This is a genomic window from Halomonas qaidamensis (assembly GCF_025917315.1).
In the GTDB taxonomy this organism is placed as follows: Bacteria; Pseudomonadota; Gammaproteobacteria; order Pseudomonadales; family Halomonadaceae; genus Vreelandella; species Vreelandella qaidamensis.
In genome coordinates this window covers 1056049-1073218 of record NZ_CP080627.1, presented here as the reverse complement: position 1 = coordinate 1073218, position 17170 = coordinate 1056049, and the positions used below count along the sequence as shown (strand labels likewise).

Here is a 17170-nt window from a genome sequence, read left to right as displayed (position 1 = left end):
GACGCAGCGCTCATTTGAACTAGGATAACGCCATGAGCCAACACGATAAGCCACTCACATTGTTGGGCGATTTAACGCCCGAAGACTTCTTGGCCAATTACTGGCAGCAGAAGCCGCTGCTGATTCGTGGCGCTATCCCCGATTTTATTAGCCCCATCGACCCCGATGAGCTAGCCGGGCTTGCCTGCGAACCCGGTGTAGAAGCGCGTCTTGTGGAAGAAAAAGGGCCTGATGGCCCCTGGCAGGTTTCACACGGCCCGTTTGACGACGCCACCTTTGAGCGGTTGCCGGAAGGCAACTGGAGTCTCCTGGTTCAAGCCGTTGATCACTACGTACCATCTATCGCTGCACTAATGGATGAATTTGATTTCCTTCCCCGCTGGCGATTGGACGACATCATGGTCAGCTATGCGCCGCCTGGCGGTAGCGTCGGCCCACATATCGACCAATACGATGTTTTCCTATTGCAGGCTAGCGGCCACCGACGCTGGCAACTAGGCGGCAAGCAGCCAGACAATGCGCCCATTATCCAAGGTATCGATCTACGTATTCTTGAAACCTTTGAGATTGAAGCTGACTCTGACTGGACGTTAGCACCAGGCGATATGCTCTACCTTCCCCCTGGTTGGGCGCACCATGGCGTTAGCCAAACCGACGACTGCATGACTATCTCGGTAGGGTTTAGGGCACCATCAGCGGATGAAGCCATTACATCCTACGCAGACTATCTCGGAGAGCAGCTTTCTGACTCTCACCGCTATAGCGATGCAGGCATGGCACCTGCCAGCCAAGTCGGTGAGTTCGATGATGCTGCCGTTGAGCGTATGCGCCAGTTCGTACTTTCCACTTTGGATAATCCTGAGCAAATAGCTCAGTGGTTCGGTCGCGTCATGACCCAACCGAAATATATTGACCAAGTAGCGCCCCTTGAAGTGCCAATGACTGAAGCTGACCTTGTTGCTCAACTACAACACGGTGAACCACTGTTTCATATGCCAGGTTCCCGCTTTGCTTGGCGAAGCGATGCCAACGGCACCACGCTCTTTGTAGACGGCGACGGACATCCTTGTTCAAAAGAACTTGCCAAGCGGCTTGCCGACCCGTCACCCATGTATGAAGACGTACTCGCCATTGATGGGGCGGCAGCCCTAATAACACAGTTAGTAAACACTGGAAGCTTAGGCTTTATGGGCGAAGAGGATGACGAGGAGTAGCGGTGTCGACGACAACAATCATTAACGGTGATTGGAGTACGCTAAAGGACGAAGCCTCCGAAATACGCCGCGTGGTGTTTATCGAAGAGCAATGCGTACCGCAAGAGGAAGAATGGGATGGCCGTGACGAAGAGTGTCGCCATTTCATCGCCTATTTTGAGGGTCAGCCAGTGGGAACGGCACGACTGCTACCCGACGGCCATATTGGGCGTGTTGCGGTAGTAGATGGCGCGCGTGGCGCTGGCATTGGCTATCAACTCATGGAAGCTGCCATACAGGCTGCCCAAGAAGCTGGCCATCACCATGTAGCACTGAGCGCTCAGTTACACGCCCTAGCCTTTTATCAGCGCTTAGGTTTTATAGCGCATGGCGACATCTTTATGGATGCTGGAATACCTCATCGGGAGATGTCACTAACGCTGTAATCTTCCTTTTTCACCACCGTTGCAATCAAACAATGAAAGCGCCATTAACCATGTGGCGCTTTTTTTTACCCTATTTACAGCTCATCTGACGAAAAACGACTACACAAACAGTGCGTTTTACTACGCTCCTGTAGTCGAGCTACAACCCCTTCTGCCCCCAAGTGACAATTGTTGAACCTGCCGTTCTCGTTGATAGTTATTGCACCGCAGCGTTATGGCGAAAACTTTAACGTCGCCAAACTGAAAACGCTGTAATCGACGTTTAAAGAAGCGCCTCAACAACAGTTACTCTTTGATGCGACGTTTGGCTAAGAGACGTTTTGCTCTGAGACAATTGGCGTAGAGACAGCGCGGTGAATTTCGATAATGCTGAACACATCTTCGCAGGTGCAGCATAAGAATAAGCTAACTTGCGAATAGCTATCACGACCCCGGAGGAAACAGCTTATGTCAGGACTGCTCGACGATATCAAAGCAATGGCCCAACTGCGCGAAGCTCAAGGCGGCAAATGGGAAGCGATCAAACCTGAATACGCTGCACGCATGCGTGCTCAGAACCGTTTCCATACCGGTTTGGACATTGCACGTTACACGGCAAAAATTATGCGTGAAGACATGGCAGCCTACGATGCTGATACGTCTAAGTACACGCAGTCTCTGGGGTGCTGGCATGGTTTTATTGGCCAGCAAAAAATGATTTCCATTAAAAAACATTTTGGTACTACCAAGCGTAGCTACCTTTACCTTTCAGGCTGGATGGTTGCTGCCCTGCGCTCTGAATTTGGCCCGCTGCCCGATCAGTCAATGCATGAAAAAACGTCGGTCGCTAATCTAATTGAAGAGCTTTACACCTTCTTGAAGCAAGCAGACGCATGGGAACTTAACCACCTTTTCCGTGCCCTGGATGATGCTAAAGAAGCAGGCGATAGCGCTAAAGAACAAGAGCTGATCAGCAAAATCGACAACTACGAGACGCATATCGTACCGATCATTGCTGACATCGATGCTGGCTTTGGTAATGCCGAAGCAACGTACCTGCTGGCCAAAAAATTCATCCAGGCGGGTGCTTGCTGTATCCAGCTTGAAAACCAGGTTTCCGATGAGAAGCAGTGCGGCCACCAAGATGGCAAAGTCACCGTTCCCCACGAAGACTTCCTGGCTAAAATCAATGCAGTGCGTTACGCCTTCCTTGAGCTTGGCATTGAAGATGGCGTTATCGTGGCGCGTACCGACTCGCTAGGCGCAGGTCTTACTCAGAAAATTGCAGTCACCAATGAACCCGGCGATCTGGGCGACCAGTACAACAGCTTCTTGGATGGCGATGTCATCGAAAATGCTAGCGATATCAATAACGGCGACGTAGTCATCAAGCAAAATGGCAAGCTAGTTAAGCCAAAACGGTTGGCATCAGGCCTCTACCAGTTCAAACCAGGTACCGGCGAAGACCGCGTTGTGCTTGACTGTATCACCAGCCTGCAAAACGGTGCCGACCTGCTGTGGATTGAAACTGAGAAGCCCCACGTTGGCCAAATCGCCAGCATGGTTAATCGTATCCGCGATGTTGTGCCTGATGCGAAGCTGGTTTACAACAACTCACCGTCGTTTAACTGGACGCTGAACTTCCGCCAGCAAGTATTCGATGCCTGGGAAAAAGAAGGCAAAGATGTGTCTGCTTACCAGCGTGACAAGCTGATGGGTGTTGAGTACGACAACACCGAGCTTGGTCAGCTAGCAGATGAGTGGACACGTAACTTCCAGCGTGACGGCGCTCGTGAAGCAGGTATCTTCCACCACCTGATCACGCTGCCGACCTACCACACGGCCGCACTCTCCACTGACAACTTGGCAAAAGGTTACTTTGGCGACGAAGGCATGCTGGCCTACGTTGCAGGAGTACAGCGCCAGGAAATTCGTCAGGGCATCGCTACTGTACGGCACCAGGACATGGCTGGCTCTAACATTGGCGACGATCATAAAGAGTTTTTCCACGGTGATGCAGCCCTTAAAGCCGGCGGTAAAGACAACACCATGAACCAGTTCGGCTAAACGCAACGTTAAGTTTGCAGAACACAACAGGGGGCTAAAGCCCCCTGTTTTTTGTCGTTTTATATCAAGAACACTCTTCCCTTACCTTCCTAAACTCCTTCCATTAAGCATCGTGCCGGTTTTTACACATTGCTTTCTTAATACTTGTCTACACTTTAACAAGTGATCTTTTTTCTGGTTAGCTAGTCAAATCTAATCGCTTAGGTTATCTTTAGCGAACACTGTTCTATAACTAACCAACGCATCGCCATCGCAGCTGCCCTGCAGCCATGCGGGTCAAGACACACTGGAGGTTTGAATGAAACGTTTACTACCGATTGCAGCATTGAGCATTCTCACGCTGGCAGGCTGTGCAAACACTGCGCCTTATTCAGGTGATGTATACCGTGGCAATCAAGCGCAAACAGGCCAAAGCGTCACCTATGGCACCATCGTTGCGGTTCGTCCTGTACAAATCCAGGCTGACAGCCGTACAGGCAACTTGTTGGGCGGCGGCGGCGGCGCTGTCATCGGCGGCCTGTTGGGTAGCCAAGTAGGTGGCGGCTCTGGTCGTCAGTTAGCCACCGTCGCGGGCGCATTGGGTGGTGCCATTGCTGGTACTGCGGCAGAAGACCGCGCAAACCGTATTAATGCATTAGAAATGGAAATCCGTCGTGATGATGGCACCGACGTCATCGTAGTACAGAGCGCTGACCGTCAGTATCAAGCCGGGCAACGTGTTCGCTTGATTGGTAGTGGCGCTAACTTGAGCGTAGCTCCCTACTAAGCACACTTGACCAAGCACTCCCATTCAATAATGTAGTTAGCGCTGTAACAGAAAAATGCCCGGCCAAATCAATTTGGCCGGGCATTTTTTCGCCTTTGTTAACGATTAACAAGGCATGTTTTAGTCAATCACTTGAATGCATTAGTGGGTCACTTTATTGCTGGCCCAGTTGGCAAGTTTAGCAATAATCAAGCCGATGATGGCCAGCAAGATAACGACAAGAAGGATGTCGACAGGGCGAATCAAGGTAGTTGCCCCCAGTACAGCTAATGCTATTACCCACAGATAGCGGTTCTCCCCATGGGTTTTTAATACGCCAGGTAGCATTTTATCCAATCCCTGGCTTACACCATTATCCCAGCGTTTATTCGCAAAGTAGGCAATTAGCACAAAAGCAATAACCCAAATCAATAAGATCGTCATAACCAACTCCAGTGAAGGTTGTCTTAGGGGGAAAAAAGATTGTCGTAGGGTATCCCCGGTTACCCCGTGGCGCAATAGCGCCAAAGGTGTGGTAGGTGGAAAAAGCCTGCTTACCCCCTGACAAGCAAGCTCTCACGCGTTACCATGTTGGGACATGCACTCACCGAAAGGTTATTAAATGCAAATTGCGCAAAACTCGGTTGTCGCGTTCCACTACACCCTGACCAATGATGCAGGTGAAGTGCTAGACAGTTCCGAAGGCCGTGAGCCGCTGACGTATCTACACGGCGCTGGCAATATTATTCCGGGTCTGGAAAAAGAACTCGAAGGCCGTGCCGAAGGCGATAAGCTGAACGTAAAAGTAACCCCAGAAGAGGGCTACGGTGAAGTTCAAGAACAGCTGATGCAAGAAGTACCTCGCGATGCGTTCCAAGGTGTTGAAAGCATTGAGCCAGGCATGCAGTTCCAAGCTCAGACTCAAGGCGGCCCGCTAATGGTTACCGTCAAGAAAGTGGAAGGCGACACAGTTGTGGTTGATGGCAACCACCCACTGGCTGGTCAGCACCTTAACTTTGACGTTGAGATTGCGACCGTTCGTGAAGCAAGCCAGGAAGAAGTCGAGCACGGTCACGTGCACGGCGAAGGCGGCGTAGAGCACTAAGTTGCTGATCGCGTGCTTAAAGGGCGGCCTAGGGCCGCCCTTTTTAATGGGCGCTCCTCCACTTTCCCTCTTTACTCCTCAGGGATAATCACTAACTGGCCATAGCGCACGCTACGTGACGATGTCACTTCATCAGAAAACTGCTTTAAAGCGCTACCCTGTCCCTTTAATAGCGCCACTTCCAGACAGCTATCCTGATTAATATGCACATGAAGCGTCGATAGCGTTAGATCATGATGATCATGAGAGTGTCGGGTTAAGCGTTTCGATAAATCCCGCGCTGCATGATCGTAAACATAAACGAGCGCCCCCATGCACGGCGCTTCGGGCGCAACCTCCTCTTTGGCTTGCTTTAACCCACTCCGTGTTAAATCGCGTATCGTCTCTGAGCGGTTTTGGTAGCCGCGTGCATGCATCAATGCATCAACCTCGCTCAGCAGGTCTTCATCCAGCGTTACCGTTACTCGTTGCATACTCTCTCCTCAACTCACTATGCCACTACACTTCCCAAGTGCGGCGCCGCCGTGACTTCCAGCCCTCAAAGTATGATGTTATTGTAAAAACATCATACGGTCGGTTTCTGGGGTGCCTAATGCGTCGCACTATCTTACTGGGTCTGGCGGCTACGTGCGTAGCGCTTAGCTCCCCCGCCTTCAGCAAAGATCAATTAGTTTTGGCGATAGGTGGTGAACCCGAACAGGGCTTCGACCCACTGTTGGGCTGGGGCCAATACGGTAGCCCGCTTTTTCAATCGACGCTGCTGACACGTAACCATGATCATTCTCCGGAAGCCGGCTTAGCAACCGCATGGGCACTGTCAGAAGATCGACTCACCTGGACGCTCACTCTTCGCGATGATGCCCGCTTTGGTGACGGCACACCGCTGACTGCCAAAGATGTTGTCTACACCTTTAATGCCGCCAAGCAAGCTGGCGGCCGAGCCGATTTAAGTGCTCTAAACAAAGCCAGCGCCATTGATAACACAACCGTAGAAATCTCTTTAAACGCGCCGCGTATTACCTTTATTGATCAGCTAATGACGCTCGGCATCGTTCCTAACGCTAGTAGAGACAACGGTTATCGAGAAGATTACGGCAGACGACCGCTTGGCTCAGGCCCTTATCGCCTAGTCGAATGGCAAGAGGGTGAGCAACTAATTGTTGAGCGGAATCCCTATTTCTATGGCCCCTTACCGGCCTTTGAACGACTAGTGTTTGTATTTACTGGCGAGGAGTCTACGTTAAGTGCGGCCCATGCCGGGCAGCTTGACCTTGCTGCGGTACCACCAGCGCTTGCCACCAACCTGCCAAATCATATGCAGCGCATCGTCATGGAAAGCGTTGATAATCGAGGTATTTTATTTCCTATGCAGCCTGCCACAGGCGAGCAGGCCGCGTCTGGCGCTCCTATCGGTAACGATGTAACGTCTGATCTCGCCATTCGCCAAGCTATCAACCTGGCACTGGATCGCGAAACGCTAGTAGATGTTGCTCTGAACGGTTTTGGCCGTCCCGCGTTTGGCCCTGCCGATGGGCTACCCTGGAGCCTTGATGACGAAGCCTTTACAGCACCTGACAGTGATCGTGCCAATACAATACTTGATGCAGCTGGCTGGGAGCGCCGTTCCGACGGGCTACGCTATAAAAACGGCCAGCCCGCCCGTTTTCGGCTGACCTACTCCGTCAGTGACACCACTCGCCAACTACTCGCTCAGGTAAGCGCCGAGATGGTACGCCCCCTGGGCATTGAGATGCAGCCGACTGGCCTTCACTGGGACGAAATACAGCGTGAAGCATTGCACCAAGACGCCATTGTATTTGGCTTTGGTAGTCACAGCCCACAAGAAGTGTACTACCTGTTTCATAGCCAGCACGCAGGGTTTGGCTTCTATAACAGTGGTTACTACACAAACCCAATAGTGGATAGTCACTTAGAGGCTGCTCAAGCAGCCGCTGGAGCAGAAGAAGCTAACCGTCACTGGCAAGCCGCCCAGTGGGATGGCAATACAGGCTATGGATTTAGAGGTGATGCTAGTTGGGCATGGTTGGTTAACCTCACCCATGTGTATGCCGCCAACACCTGTCTGGATCTTGGAGAGTTAGGCATTGCTCCTCACGGCCACGGCTGGCCGATTACCGCCAACCTGCTTGAGTGGCGATGGACGTGCGGTTGATTCAGACACTAGCAAGCCGCCTACTACGGCTAGCGTTGGTGTTGCTATGCGTCGCTGCAGTGTCATTTGGGTTAGTCATGCTCTCACCAATTAACCCTGTGGATGCCTACCTTGGCCCACAAATGGCACAGGTCAGCCCTGAGCAGCGCGACTTGATCGCTGAAAAGTGGGGCTTTGATGCCTCGCCTGCCGTTCAATTTGGTCATTGGCTAAGCCAATTGCTAAGTGGCGAGTTAGGTTGGAGCCATATCTACAATCAACCGGTTAGCGAGGTTATCACTCAGCGTTTCCAACGCTCGTTTCTCTTGCTGGGTAGCGCTTGGCTAATGTCGTTGGCTGTCGGCTTTGCGCTGGGCATCATCGCGGGTGCGAAAGAAGGTTCATTACTTGACCGGCTGATTAGTGGCTACGCCTATATAATCGCCTCAACACCTGCTTTTTGGCTTGGCATGCTGGCAGTAATGCTGTTCTCCGTTTATCTCGGCTGGACCCCAACCTGCTGCGCCGGGCCTGTAGGCGTACTCAACCAAGACGTTAGCACGCTGACGCGATTACACCATTTAGTACTACCGATAACGACACTGGCTCTGCTAGGTATTGCCACCATCACCCTTCATACCCGCGCACGCATGATAGCGCTGATGAACTCCGACATTGCCCTCCACGCTTTCGCTCAAGGGGCCAGCCGATCTGATATCGCCTGGCGTCATGGCCTACGTCATGCCAGCCTCCCAGCACTAACACTCGCTTTCGCATCACTGGGTGAGTTGTTTGGCGGCTCCCTATTAATTGAGCAGGTATTTGCCTACCCAGGCCTTGGTCAAGCCACCATTGAAGCAGGACTTCGCAGCGATGTTCCCCTACTTCTTGGGATAGCACTGTTTACCGCGCTGTTTGTAAGTGTCGGAAACCTGATCGCAGATAGCCTGTACCCACTTATCGACCCGCGCATGGCAAAGGAACAGCCATGAGGATGAACCAGCCACGCTTAGCTGCCGCTGGCTATATTGGTCTTCTACTGATATTGCTGATGTGGCTAATAAGTAGCCAATGGTGGGCAGGACATAGCGCAGCACACATGCAGTTTGATGCGCGCCTTATGCCGCCGAGCACCGATCACTGGCTGGGCACCGATGCTCTTGGGCGTGAGCTGTGGGCGCGAACTCTGGCTGGGTTAAGGCTCAGCTTCTGGGTCGGGCTAAGCGCTGCCCTACTCGGCACACTCATTGCGTTAACGCTCGCCACACTGGCTACACTCTCAACCAAGTTAGACGCTCTCGTTAGCCTGCTGATTGACACGCTGTTAAGTGTCCCACACCTTATACTGCTACTGTTGGTGGCGTTTGCGCTGGGCGGCGGCACACAGGCGGTGATTATTGCGGTGGCACTTACTCACTGGCCAGGGTTAGCCAGGATACTGCGGGCGGAACTCTTTTCCCTACGACAAGCCCCCTATATCGCCATTTCCCAGGCACTAGGAAAAAGCCGCCGCTTTATTTTAGTACACCACTTACTCCCCCATGTACTCCCCCAGTGCATTGTTGGCGCGCTGTTGTTATTTCCTCACGCCATTTTGCATGAAGCCGCACTGACTTTTCTGGGCGTGGGTTTAGACCCTACCCAACCCGCTATTGGGGTATTACTAGCCGATGCCATGCGCTACTTAACCGGGGGGTTTTGGTGGTTAGGGGTCTTCCCGGGCCTAGGGTTACTGCTGATGGTGCTATCGATTGATCGTTTAGCGGCGCAATTGCGTCGTGCCCTATAACGGGAGGAAATTAGCATGCTGCGGTTAGAAAACCTGACGCTGCAATTGCCCTACTACAAGCACTGGTGGAGAAGAGAGTGGTCCACCTGCATTGATAACCTGTCATTAAGCCTACAACCCGGTGAAATACATGCGGTGATCGGCGCATCGGGCGCAGGAAAAAGCCTGCTAGCCTATACGATTATGGGGTTACTGCCGGAAGGGGCAAAAACTAGCGGGCAGCTATTTTTTAAAAATACACGGTTGACTACTGAGCGCCAGCGCCAGCTAAGAGGCCGCCAACTGGCCCTCATTCCGCAATCGCTAAATGCTCTAGACCCTCTCGCTAGCAGCCAACGGCAAGTCAGCTGGGCAGCTCGTCGAGCAGGGCAAAGCAAAACAGCCGCTTGGCTCAGCGCAGAGCGTGCACTAAATCATTATCAGCTAAATCAGCACGCCCAACGGGCATACCCCTACCAGCTTTCAGGCGGTATGGCGCGGCGTGTTTTAGCCGCCATGGCTCAAATAGGTAACGCTAGCCTGATTATTGCCGACGAACCTAGCGTAGGCTTGGATCCTCAGCAGCGCGATCGTGTATTGGCTTCTCTTAAGGCGCTAGCGCTTGAGGGTAAGGCAATCATGCTAATTACCCATGATTTGCGCCATGCGTTACCCGTTGCCGACCACGTAACCATACTGCGCAAGGGACAGTGCATTGAAACCACCCCTGCCAGTGCCTTTCAAGGCACTGGGGAGCAGCTTAAAAGCGCCTATGCCAGCGCGCTATGGAACGCTCTACCCGACAACACCTTTAGTACTCAGGTACGTGCTGACGAAAGCACCACCCGTGCTGATGCCATCGACCTGCCTAAGGAGCTAACCGTTGCTTGATGCACGAAACATCACCTTTGGCTTTCATTCACAAGCACCTCTGTTAACGCAACTTTCGCTATCGCTTGAACGGGGAGAGTGGCTGGGACTAAGCGGTGACTCAGGAGCAGGCAAATCTACGCTAGGAAAACTCTTAGCTGGCTTACTGCGGCCACAACAGGGTGAGATTTATGCCGACGATAAACCATTGCTCTCTCGTGGGCTGCGGCCGGTACAGTGGCTGCCGCAATCACCAGAACTTGCGGCCAACCCACGTTGGCGAGTAAAGAAATTACTCTGCGAAGCATGGTGCCCTCCTAAGTCGTTGATGCAGGACTTTGGCATCCAACCTGATTGGCTATCTCGTTTTCCAAGCACCTTATCTGGCGGAGAATTACAGCGGGTATGCGTATTGCGGGCATTAGCCCCAGGCGTGCGCTATCTGATCGCTGATGAAATCTCGACTATGCTCGACCCTATCACCCAAGTAGAACTATGGCAGGCGGTAAGAAAGGTTGCAGAACGCCAGCGACTTGGCGTGTTAGTAATTAGCCATGACGCGGCGCTGCTAGGGCGATTGTGTTCTAAACGCTTCCATTTAGCCCAAGGTACGCTTAGTACCGTTCACGATGCTCGAAGCGCCATAAACCAACGCTAATGATTAACGTGACGCAAAGCAGTAGCCAAGACCCTATCGCGACGCCCTGCCACTGCGCCCAGCGCCAAAATGGCTCTAGCCAGAACCCGCCAACACTTGCCCCAAGGTAGTAAAAGACCAGGTAAAGCGCTGAGGCACTGCCCCTAGCACCTTGGGCATAGCGGCCCACCCAGCTAGAGGCCAGCGAATGCGCTAAGAAAAACCCAAACGCGTTAATGGTGAGACCAACAATAATCAGCGGCAGTGAATCGACCAGCGTTACCGCTGTCCCAAGCATCAAAATAATGATGCCTATGCTCATGCAACTCGCAGGTGAAAAGCGTCCAGCCAACCGGCCTGATACCGTGGACCCGAATGTCCCTCCCAGATACGTAAGAAAAATTAGCCCCAAACTGCTAGCCGCCAATTGATAAGGCTCGCCAGCCAAACGAAAGGTAATATAGCTGTACTGATTAATGAAAATTAAAAAATTAATACCGCCCAGGCAATAAGCCGCTAGCAGCACCGGCGTGCGCAGATGCCCGAGCAGATCACCAGCTGCTTGGCGAAATTTGAAACGCTTGGGCGTAAAAGCTCGGCTATTGGGTAACAGGCGCCAAAAGACCGCGCACCCTACTACCGTCATAATACCTACAGCTAAAAACGCTGCTGAGGGACCACCTAAGGCAGCCGCGCCCCCTCCCACGATACGACCGCTAATACCGCCCAACGAGTTAGCACCTATGTACAAGCCAACCGCACTGAGTAAGGCATGTTGTTCAAACTCATCCCCCATCCAGGCAATAGCAACGGCAGGCAGCCCGCCCAACACAAAGCCTTGCAGTAAACGCAGCAGTAATAAACTTTCAAAGGTAGGCGCAAACGCTAACGCAATAGAGAGGCCGCCTGCCATTAGCAGCGTAATGCGCATAATAGTTTCACGGCCAATCGCATCAGAAAGGGGACCAAATATGAGCAGCGCAAAGGCAAGGGAAAGTGTAGAAACAGACATCAAAAAACTGACACCCAAAGTAGATACCCCATAGGTATCCTTTAGCCCGGGCAGCAGCGGTTGCGGGACATATAAGTTAATAAAAACAAGAAACGACCCCAAACAAAGGGCCGCTGTCGCGCGCCACCAGGCGCGCGTTTTAGCTTCAATCATGCGATGTCCACGTTATGCAGCACTGATAGCAGACATTTATGGCGTGTAGCGACTACCTAGCTGGGCAAGGTTGGTCGGCTCTAGCGCGCGGCGAGACTGCCAATAGTAGCGCTGCCAGTAGCTATTATCCAGACGGGAAATCATTACTCCCTTGGAAGAAGAGGCATGTAGAAAACGGCCATCTCCTACATAAATGCCCACATGATTATATTGACCTGGGGGGCGGAAGAAGACCAGATCGCCCGCCTGCAGCTCTTGGCGGTCGATCGGGCGTCCCTCATGTACTTGATCATAGGTTGAGCGTGGCAACTCTAAATTGAATGTGTCACGAAAAACATTTCTGACCAAAGCAGAACAATCAATACCTTGCTCCGAGGTTCCACCAATACGGTATGGCGTCCCAGCCCAGCGCTGGTGCTGTTCTAACAGTGCTTGACGAATGATCGTAGGTGGCGGCGTCTGAAGGCTACGCAGTTGGCCAGTGGCGTTACTGACCGGAGACATTGCGAGGTTTTCACCTTTTGCCAATCCCGGCAGCGCCATTGAGAAATAATTCTCGGGTGGCTCCATGCCCTGGCGTGAGGCAGAGCCCGCACAACCAGCTAAAACAGCGACAACAGCACAAACACTTACAACACGGACAGCGGTCACAGCGGGGTGTGGCGACGCAACCATGTGATTAACCTCGTAAAAGTAAAATTGTTTAAACAAAAAAAAGGATGAAAAAACTCATTTTTTCAAACCCAGGACTATAAGCTAATTACTCTATGTTTGGCGAGCCTCAATGCAAGATTCGCTGATCGCCTGGCAGCGTATCAATATGCAGCGGTGCAAAATGACGCGGTTTATTACCTGGAAAATCAAGACTCGCCCAAGGGCCAGCCAATATAGGCGCACCACATAACCACGCGACTAATGCCTGTCGAAACCCCGCCAGAAAACTTTCTCGCTCAGGTGTGTCGCCCATAAAAAATGAAAAACCAGCGTACATTCCCGCTGAATACTCTTGCCAGCCAGAATAGTGGTCAGCCGCCAACTTATAAGCCCGATCCAACACGTCAGCAAACGCTTGGCGGTCTAACCAACCCAGCTGGCGCGCGGCAATTGCGAGATCAACTAATTGAGCAATGTCCCAAGCAGCCATATCAACATCATTACAACCATCTTCATTACTTTGTACCCTGCGTAAACGAAGCAGATGATGACGCTCCTCCTCGGCACACTCACCCGACTCTAAAATAGCGATTTCGGCATCTAAACGTTCAGGGTTAAGTGTGTAAGGCGCATAGTTAATCTGGTACTCCTGACGATCCCCAGATTCCAGCATGAAGGTCAAAAAGTCCTGCATGTCATCAGCACTCGTCAGATGATAATGGCTTTCTACCCACTCACGGATATCAGCACACTCTCTGGGACTCTCCACTTGAGGCTCGCTCCACACGGCACTATTGAGAGGCCCAACCAACGACATGGCCGTAAAATGACTAAGCGTTGGCCGCTCGCCAGGTTCGCACCATGCATCAGGACGCCAATTCAACCAATGAAAAAGACTACCGGGGTCTTCTAAGTGCCAGGCAATTTCGTTGATTAATGAATCGTGCTCCGGCTCTGGTAGGCAGCTTTCCCAGGCAAACCATGCTTCTAGCAAACGCTTTGGCGTGGCATAAAAGCGACACAGGCAACTCCGCAACGCACTGGCATGCGTCATCAGTGGTTCACGCTCAAACAGGCTGCTATCCAGCGCCATGTGTAGGTAGAACGCAAACTTCTCTGCCATATGGATAGTAGCAGCGTGACGGCTAACCCCTTTTACGGCGTTACGCTGCTTTAGCTCGTCAGGCGTAGGTTGACCAAAAGGTGTCTGCGACGGCGGCATTACGCCATGAACGGCATCTGCGGCAAGCTGATTAAGATGGTGGGCCTGGGCAGGCAGCCAGTAGCGCGCTAGTGCTTGGTGCCCCTCGTCAGCATGCAGACCTAACGAATCCTGAAGATAGACCGCCGCCTCAGCACGGCGCTGCTCTGAAATAGGCGCTGATGGATTCAACTGACGTAGCATCACATCAGGCTCTCGCACGCTAGCCAGGGCCAGTAACCAATGATGAGAAGTATTTCTCCACTGTTTAATACGTTCGCGAGAAGCGCTCAGCGTTGGCTCATTCAACAATGCTCCTAGCGGACATTTCCACGGACTGTGAAGCGCCTGCGTCAGCAGCTTATGTCGAGTACTAGGCGTCATACCACGCCGATCCACCCCTTCAAATAGGCTTTGGCCGCGCATGTAAGCTTTCAGCACCGCATACCAATCATGGTAGCGCCGACTTATTAAGTCAGCCGCATGCGCTGCGAGATCATCAGCCTCCGCTTGGCTTAACCAGCCACAGCAAGCGCCTGCCCATGCCAACTCCACCAGTCGTAGCCAATCCCACGCGGCCCACTCCAATGGCTCCCCTTGACTAACAAATGTGGTCAACACAGGTGCATAAGGGGCATCTGCAACAGCACTCCGCTGCCACTCTTGGCGTTGAGCATGATCCATCGTGAGCAGTTCACGGGCCTCGATGTCCCAACTCTGCCGCTCTCCCTGGGCGCTTAGCCACAGCATTACTTCAAGCAACTGATCCCGGTCGTGAACTTGCCAAATGCGCGCCAGCCACTGGGTGGCATCAGGCCAGTCAGCAGTACTTGCTGGATAGCTGACTATAGAACGAAATAGTGCACATAGTCGCCACGGCTGTGCTGACGGGTCTTCCGGCCATAGCGCCTGCGGTTCAGGCAACTGAGCCAAGGCGGTTACAAGGGCTTCCCACGTAATGCCTTCGCCTTCACTTTCTAAATCCGCTAATGCTTGGCAGGCATCAATAAACCGGTCATCTGCACCTGTTTCCCACCCTTTCACGCCAAGCGCACGGCGCAGATCGGAAAGCCAAGCACGCAGGTCACTGTAATCAGACGTAATACGGCGGGTAATATGGTGTGCCCACGTTTGCGCCTGAAATTGTGTCAGCCAGCCTGCTGCGCCTGCTAGCGCTGTCCACTCTAGCGCCCCCAATAGTCGATCAGCCTCACTGGCTGGGGCATCGAGGGCGAAAAAGAGTTGATCAGCCAGCTCGCCACGGTGTGCAATACCTAGCTGTAGCAGACGTTGTTCGGCTGCTCCCGCATCCACCGTTAGTGGATGCGGCGTAAAGGCCCAATCGCACAGCACAAGCTGTTGAGCCCACCAGGCATTCAGTGCATCGGCCAAAAGACACCTCTAAGAAATAGGAAGCTATTAATAAACGCTATAAAAAAGGGGAGTAGCCTACTAGGAGAGGCCACTTAAAAAAAAGAGACGTCGCTATAGCGACATCGTCAAAAGGGCATCGCTAAAAGGACGTCGCCAAAAGGACATAGTGTAACGGAAAGTGGCGCTAAGGCCGATAGAGAAGAAGCGTTAAAACGAGGCTAAAACCAAGCGCTCAAAACAGCGCTGCCCGGCACAGGGCCGGGCAGCAAATAATGCACTAGGTTGGCTACGCTAAGTGCTTTTAACTTTACTGATTATCCATAACAACACAACTGCACCGACAGTTGCGGTCACCAACGAGCCGATAAAGCCACCCGCTTGCAGACCTAACAAGCTAAATAAAAACCCGCCGAGCAGTGCGCCAACAATACCGACACCAATATTGCCTAAAATGCCAAAACCACCGCCACGCATGATGTTGCCAGCGATCCAGCCAGCCAAACCACCAATAATCAACCACGCAATAAAGCCCATAGTGCCTCCTTGATGTTCACTTTCGTCAGGGTTTTACCTATAACATCTTAACTGCAACGTTTTATCCGCAGTGTTTTACGTATAACTATTGCTTGTCCTACCATAGCACACGGCGCAACTGTTCTGCCTACTTGATGCCCGCTCTTATAAGGAAACCCTATGATTCCCGATTCTCTCAAGCAATTACTGTCTGATATAGACGGCCACCAACAGGTAACTTGGCAGGGGCGCGACATAGTGCTTTTCAAGATGGCTTGGGGAGAAATGGCGGTGAGTCTACAGGGCGCACAAGTATTGCACTTTCAACCCGACGGTGACACTGGCTGGCTTTGGGTTACACCCACGCCACAGGCGCTTCCTGGCGCGATTCGTGGTGGTATTCCGTTGTGCTGGCCCTGGTTTGGCGATGAGCGTTATGCCGATGAAAGTCCTGACCGTAACGGCCCTTTCCACGGGCTTGCTCGTCACGCTCAGTGGCGCTTAGATGCGGTTGATGATCATGCTGAAGGTATTGAAGTTCACCTCTCTCCTGTTGACTCCTTACATAGCCAGCTAACCGCGCGCGTTATCATTCAGGCTAACGCCCAACGCTTGAACGTCGAATTGATCAGCGAAAATATTGGTGAAGCACCGGTCAAAACCAGCGGTGCACTTCATACCTATGTGGCTGTCCATGATGTACACCAGTGCCGTATAGAAGGGTTGGCTGGCGCACGTTACCTAGACAAGCTGCGCGGCTTTGCAGAAGACCAACAGCAGGGCACACTGGCCGTTCGCGGCGCCGTCGACCGTATTTATCACACCAACGAGACCGTACTGTTGAACGATGGAAAGCGCACTCTTCGTATTGCCAAACAATCCAGCGATTCAACCGTAGTGTGGCACCCAGACAGCGATTTGCCCACCGATACGCCTGCCGACGCGGCACGTCATTTTTTGTGCGTCGAAGCTGCTAACACCCGCCTAGACCCAGTATGGCTAGTCCCCGGTGCACAACACCTGCTAGGTACGACATTAAGCCGCGGTTAACCCTCGGTTCATCAACGCTTTGTTATGATCAAGGCAACCAAATATTTTCACGGGAGACATGATGGATCCACAGCAATGGCTGGAGGCTGCCACGCTTGCCTTTAACCTCATCGGCATGGTGGTATGCTTAATTGGTTTAACACTTGCTCAGAAAATGAAGCGCCGCTGGCCAGGGTATAGCCTCGCAGTGGTGGGATTTATTATCGCCACCTTACCCATGCTTTCCCAGGTTGTATTAATAAGGAATTGAT

At 52.4% G+C, this 17170-nt stretch carries 18 protein-coding genes; 12 read left to right on the top strand and 6 right to left on the bottom strand.

Going from position 1 to position 17170, the window contains the following annotated elements; genetic code table 11:
* Positions 1 to 32 precede the first annotated feature (32 nt).
* From K1Y77_RS05010 to K1Y77_RS04995, 4 genes are all read left to right on the top strand, one after another.
* Positions 33 to 1214: a cupin domain-containing protein gene (locus tag K1Y77_RS05010; RefSeq protein ID WP_030070164.1), complete on the top strand. Its 1182-nt coding sequence runs from the start codon at positions 33 to 35 to the stop codon at positions 1212 to 1214.
* Between the two features lie 2 nt (positions 1215 to 1216).
* Positions 1217 to 1639, top strand: coding sequence for a GNAT family N-acetyltransferase (locus K1Y77_RS05005; RefSeq protein WP_264430640.1), 423 nt, complete (start codon positions 1217 to 1219; stop codon positions 1637 to 1639).
* 447 nt (positions 1640 to 2086) lie between these two features.
* Complete coding sequence (locus K1Y77_RS05000) at positions 2087 to 3685, top strand: isocitrate lyase (protein WP_030070162.1); 1599 nt, start codon at positions 2087 to 2089, stop codon at positions 3683 to 3685.
* A 298-nt stretch (positions 3686 to 3983) separates the two neighbouring features.
* Entirely contained in the window at positions 3984 to 4451 is a 468-nt protein-coding gene (locus K1Y77_RS04995) for an outer membrane lipoprotein (protein ID WP_030070161.1), read from the top strand.
* Positions 4452 to 4592: 141 nt separating this feature from the next.
* Here K1Y77_RS04995 and K1Y77_RS04990 read toward each other — a convergent pair whose 3' ends face one another.
* On the bottom strand, positions 4593 to 4874 hold the full coding sequence (locus K1Y77_RS04990) for a hypothetical protein (RefSeq protein ID WP_030070160.1): 282 nt from the start codon (positions 4872 to 4874) through the stop codon (positions 4593 to 4595).
* A 178-nt stretch (positions 4875 to 5052) separates the two neighbouring features.
* Here K1Y77_RS04990 and K1Y77_RS04985 point away from each other — a divergent pair, with 178 nt between their 5' ends.
* Positions 5053 to 5535: an FKBP-type peptidyl-prolyl cis-trans isomerase gene (locus K1Y77_RS04985; protein WP_009722554.1), complete on the top strand. Its 483-nt coding sequence runs from the start codon at positions 5053 to 5055 to the stop codon at positions 5533 to 5535.
* Positions 5536 to 5606: 71 nt separating this feature from the next.
* Here the strand turns inward: K1Y77_RS04985 and nikR are convergent, their stop codons facing one another.
* Positions 5607 to 6008, bottom strand: a complete 402-nt coding sequence (gene nikR, locus K1Y77_RS04980) for a nickel-responsive transcriptional regulator NikR (protein WP_030070159.1) — start codon at positions 6006 to 6008, stop codon at positions 5607 to 5609.
* Positions 6009 to 6127: 119 nt separating this feature from the next.
* Between nikR and K1Y77_RS04975 the strand changes: the two genes are divergently transcribed.
* Genes K1Y77_RS04975 through K1Y77_RS04955 form a run of 5 tightly spaced genes read left to right on the top strand, consistent with a single transcriptional unit; the run spans position 6128 to position 10983 of the window.
* Positions 6128 to 7708, top strand: coding sequence for an ABC transporter substrate-binding protein (locus tag K1Y77_RS04975; RefSeq protein WP_264430635.1), 1581 nt, complete (start codon positions 6128 to 6130; stop codon positions 7706 to 7708).
* Complete coding sequence (locus K1Y77_RS04970) at positions 7699 to 8679, top strand: ABC transporter permease (RefSeq protein WP_030070157.1); 981 nt, start codon at positions 7699 to 7701, stop codon at positions 8677 to 8679. Before K1Y77_RS04975 ends, K1Y77_RS04970 begins: the two co-directional genes overlap by 10 nt.
* Complete coding sequence (locus K1Y77_RS04965; protein WP_264430633.1) at positions 8676 to 9476, top strand: ABC transporter permease; 801 nt, start codon at positions 8676 to 8678, stop codon at positions 9474 to 9476. Before K1Y77_RS04970 ends, K1Y77_RS04965 begins: the two co-directional genes overlap by 4 nt.
* Positions 9477 to 9491: 15 nt before the next feature.
* Positions 9492 to 10346 carry an ATP-binding cassette domain-containing protein gene (locus K1Y77_RS04960; protein ID WP_264430632.1) on the top strand — a complete coding sequence of 285 codons (855 nt, stop codon included), beginning with the start codon at positions 9492 to 9494 and terminating at the stop codon, positions 10344 to 10346.
* Entirely contained in the window at positions 10339 to 10983 is a 645-nt protein-coding gene (locus K1Y77_RS04955) for an ABC transporter ATP-binding protein (RefSeq protein ID WP_030070154.1), read from the top strand. The genes K1Y77_RS04960 and K1Y77_RS04955 overlap by 8 nt, the downstream gene beginning before the upstream one ends.
* On the opposite strand, the gene K1Y77_RS04950 is transcribed toward K1Y77_RS04955, so the two are convergent.
* The 4 genes from K1Y77_RS04950 to K1Y77_RS04935 form a co-directional block, all read right to left on the bottom strand.
* A complete protein-coding gene (locus tag K1Y77_RS04950) occupies positions 10940 to 12127 on the bottom strand; it encodes an MFS transporter (RefSeq protein WP_030070153.1) in 1188 nt (395 codons plus the stop codon). The genes K1Y77_RS04955 and K1Y77_RS04950 overlap by 44 nt on opposite strands.
* 36 nt (positions 12128 to 12163) lie before the next feature.
* Positions 12164 to 12802 carry a C40 family peptidase gene (locus K1Y77_RS04945; protein WP_030070152.1) on the bottom strand — a complete coding sequence of 213 codons (639 nt, stop codon included), beginning with the start codon at positions 12800 to 12802 and terminating at the stop codon, positions 12164 to 12166.
* 106 nt (positions 12803 to 12908) lie between these two features.
* Positions 12909 to 15374, bottom strand: coding sequence for a DUF1266 domain-containing protein (locus tag K1Y77_RS04940; RefSeq protein ID WP_264430628.1), 2466 nt, complete (start codon positions 15372 to 15374; stop codon positions 12909 to 12911).
* A 273-nt stretch (positions 15375 to 15647) separates the two neighbouring features.
* On the bottom strand, positions 15648 to 15890 hold the full coding sequence (locus K1Y77_RS04935; protein WP_264430626.1) for a GlsB/YeaQ/YmgE family stress response membrane protein: 243 nt from the start codon (positions 15888 to 15890) through the stop codon (positions 15648 to 15650).
* A 159-nt stretch (positions 15891 to 16049) separates the two neighbouring features.
* Between K1Y77_RS04935 and K1Y77_RS04930 the strand changes: the two genes are divergently transcribed.
* Together K1Y77_RS04930 and K1Y77_RS04925 are read left to right on the top strand one after the other, a co-directional pair.
* The gene (locus K1Y77_RS04930) at positions 16050 to 16919 is read left to right on the top strand and encodes a D-hexose-6-phosphate mutarotase (protein ID WP_030070149.1); all 870 of its coding nucleotides are present in this window, start codon (positions 16050 to 16052) and stop codon (positions 16917 to 16919) included.
* A gap of 61 nt (positions 16920 to 16980) precedes the next feature.
* Entirely contained in the window at positions 16981 to 17169 is a 189-nt protein-coding gene (locus K1Y77_RS04925) for a hypothetical protein (RefSeq protein WP_030070148.1), read from the top strand.
* Position 17170: the final 1 nt, after the last annotated feature.

Bases quoted from the DNA above. Each gene is read 5' to 3' on its own strand.
- K1Y77_RS04990 (WP_030070160.1), bottom strand. From the start codon at position 4,874: ATGACGATCTTATTGATTTGGGTTATTGCTTTTGTGCTAATTGCCTAC.
- K1Y77_RS04930 (WP_030070149.1), top strand. From the start codon at position 16,050: ATGATTCCCGATTCTCTCAAGCAATTACTGTCTGATATAGACGGCCAC.
- K1Y77_RS04965 (WP_264430633.1), top strand. From the start codon at position 8,676: ATGAGGATGAACCAGCCACGCTTAGCTGCCGCTGGCTATATTGGTCTT.
- nikR (WP_030070159.1), bottom strand. From the start codon at position 6,008: ATGCAACGAGTAACGGTAACGCTGGATGAAGACCTGCTGAGCGAGGTT.
- K1Y77_RS05000 (WP_030070162.1), top strand. From the start codon at position 2,087: ATGTCAGGACTGCTCGACGATATCAAAGCAATGGCCCAACTGCGCGAA.
- K1Y77_RS04945 (WP_030070152.1), bottom strand. From the start codon at position 12,802: ATGGTTGCGTCGCCACACCCCGCTGTGACCGCTGTCCGTGTTGTAAGT.
- K1Y77_RS04975 (WP_264430635.1), top strand. From the start codon at position 6,128: ATGCGTCGCACTATCTTACTGGGTCTGGCGGCTACGTGCGTAGCGCTT.
- K1Y77_RS04950 (WP_030070153.1), bottom strand. From the start codon at position 12,127: ATGATTGAAGCTAAAACGCGCGCCTGGTGGCGCGCGACAGCGGCCCTT.
- K1Y77_RS04995 (WP_030070161.1), top strand. From the start codon at position 3,984: ATGAAACGTTTACTACCGATTGCAGCATTGAGCATTCTCACGCTGGCA.
- K1Y77_RS04925 (WP_030070148.1), top strand. From the start codon at position 16,981: ATGGATCCACAGCAATGGCTGGAGGCTGCCACGCTTGCCTTTAACCTC.
- K1Y77_RS05010 (WP_030070164.1), top strand. From the start codon at position 33: ATGAGCCAACACGATAAGCCACTCACATTGTTGGGCGATTTAACGCCC.
- K1Y77_RS04935 (WP_264430626.1), bottom strand. From the start codon at position 15,890: ATGGGCTTTATTGCGTGGTTGATTATTGGTGGTTTGGCTGGCTGGATC.
- K1Y77_RS04985 (WP_009722554.1), top strand. From the start codon at position 5,053: ATGCAAATTGCGCAAAACTCGGTTGTCGCGTTCCACTACACCCTGACC.
- K1Y77_RS04960 (WP_264430632.1), top strand. From the start codon at position 9,492: ATGCTGCGGTTAGAAAACCTGACGCTGCAATTGCCCTACTACAAGCAC.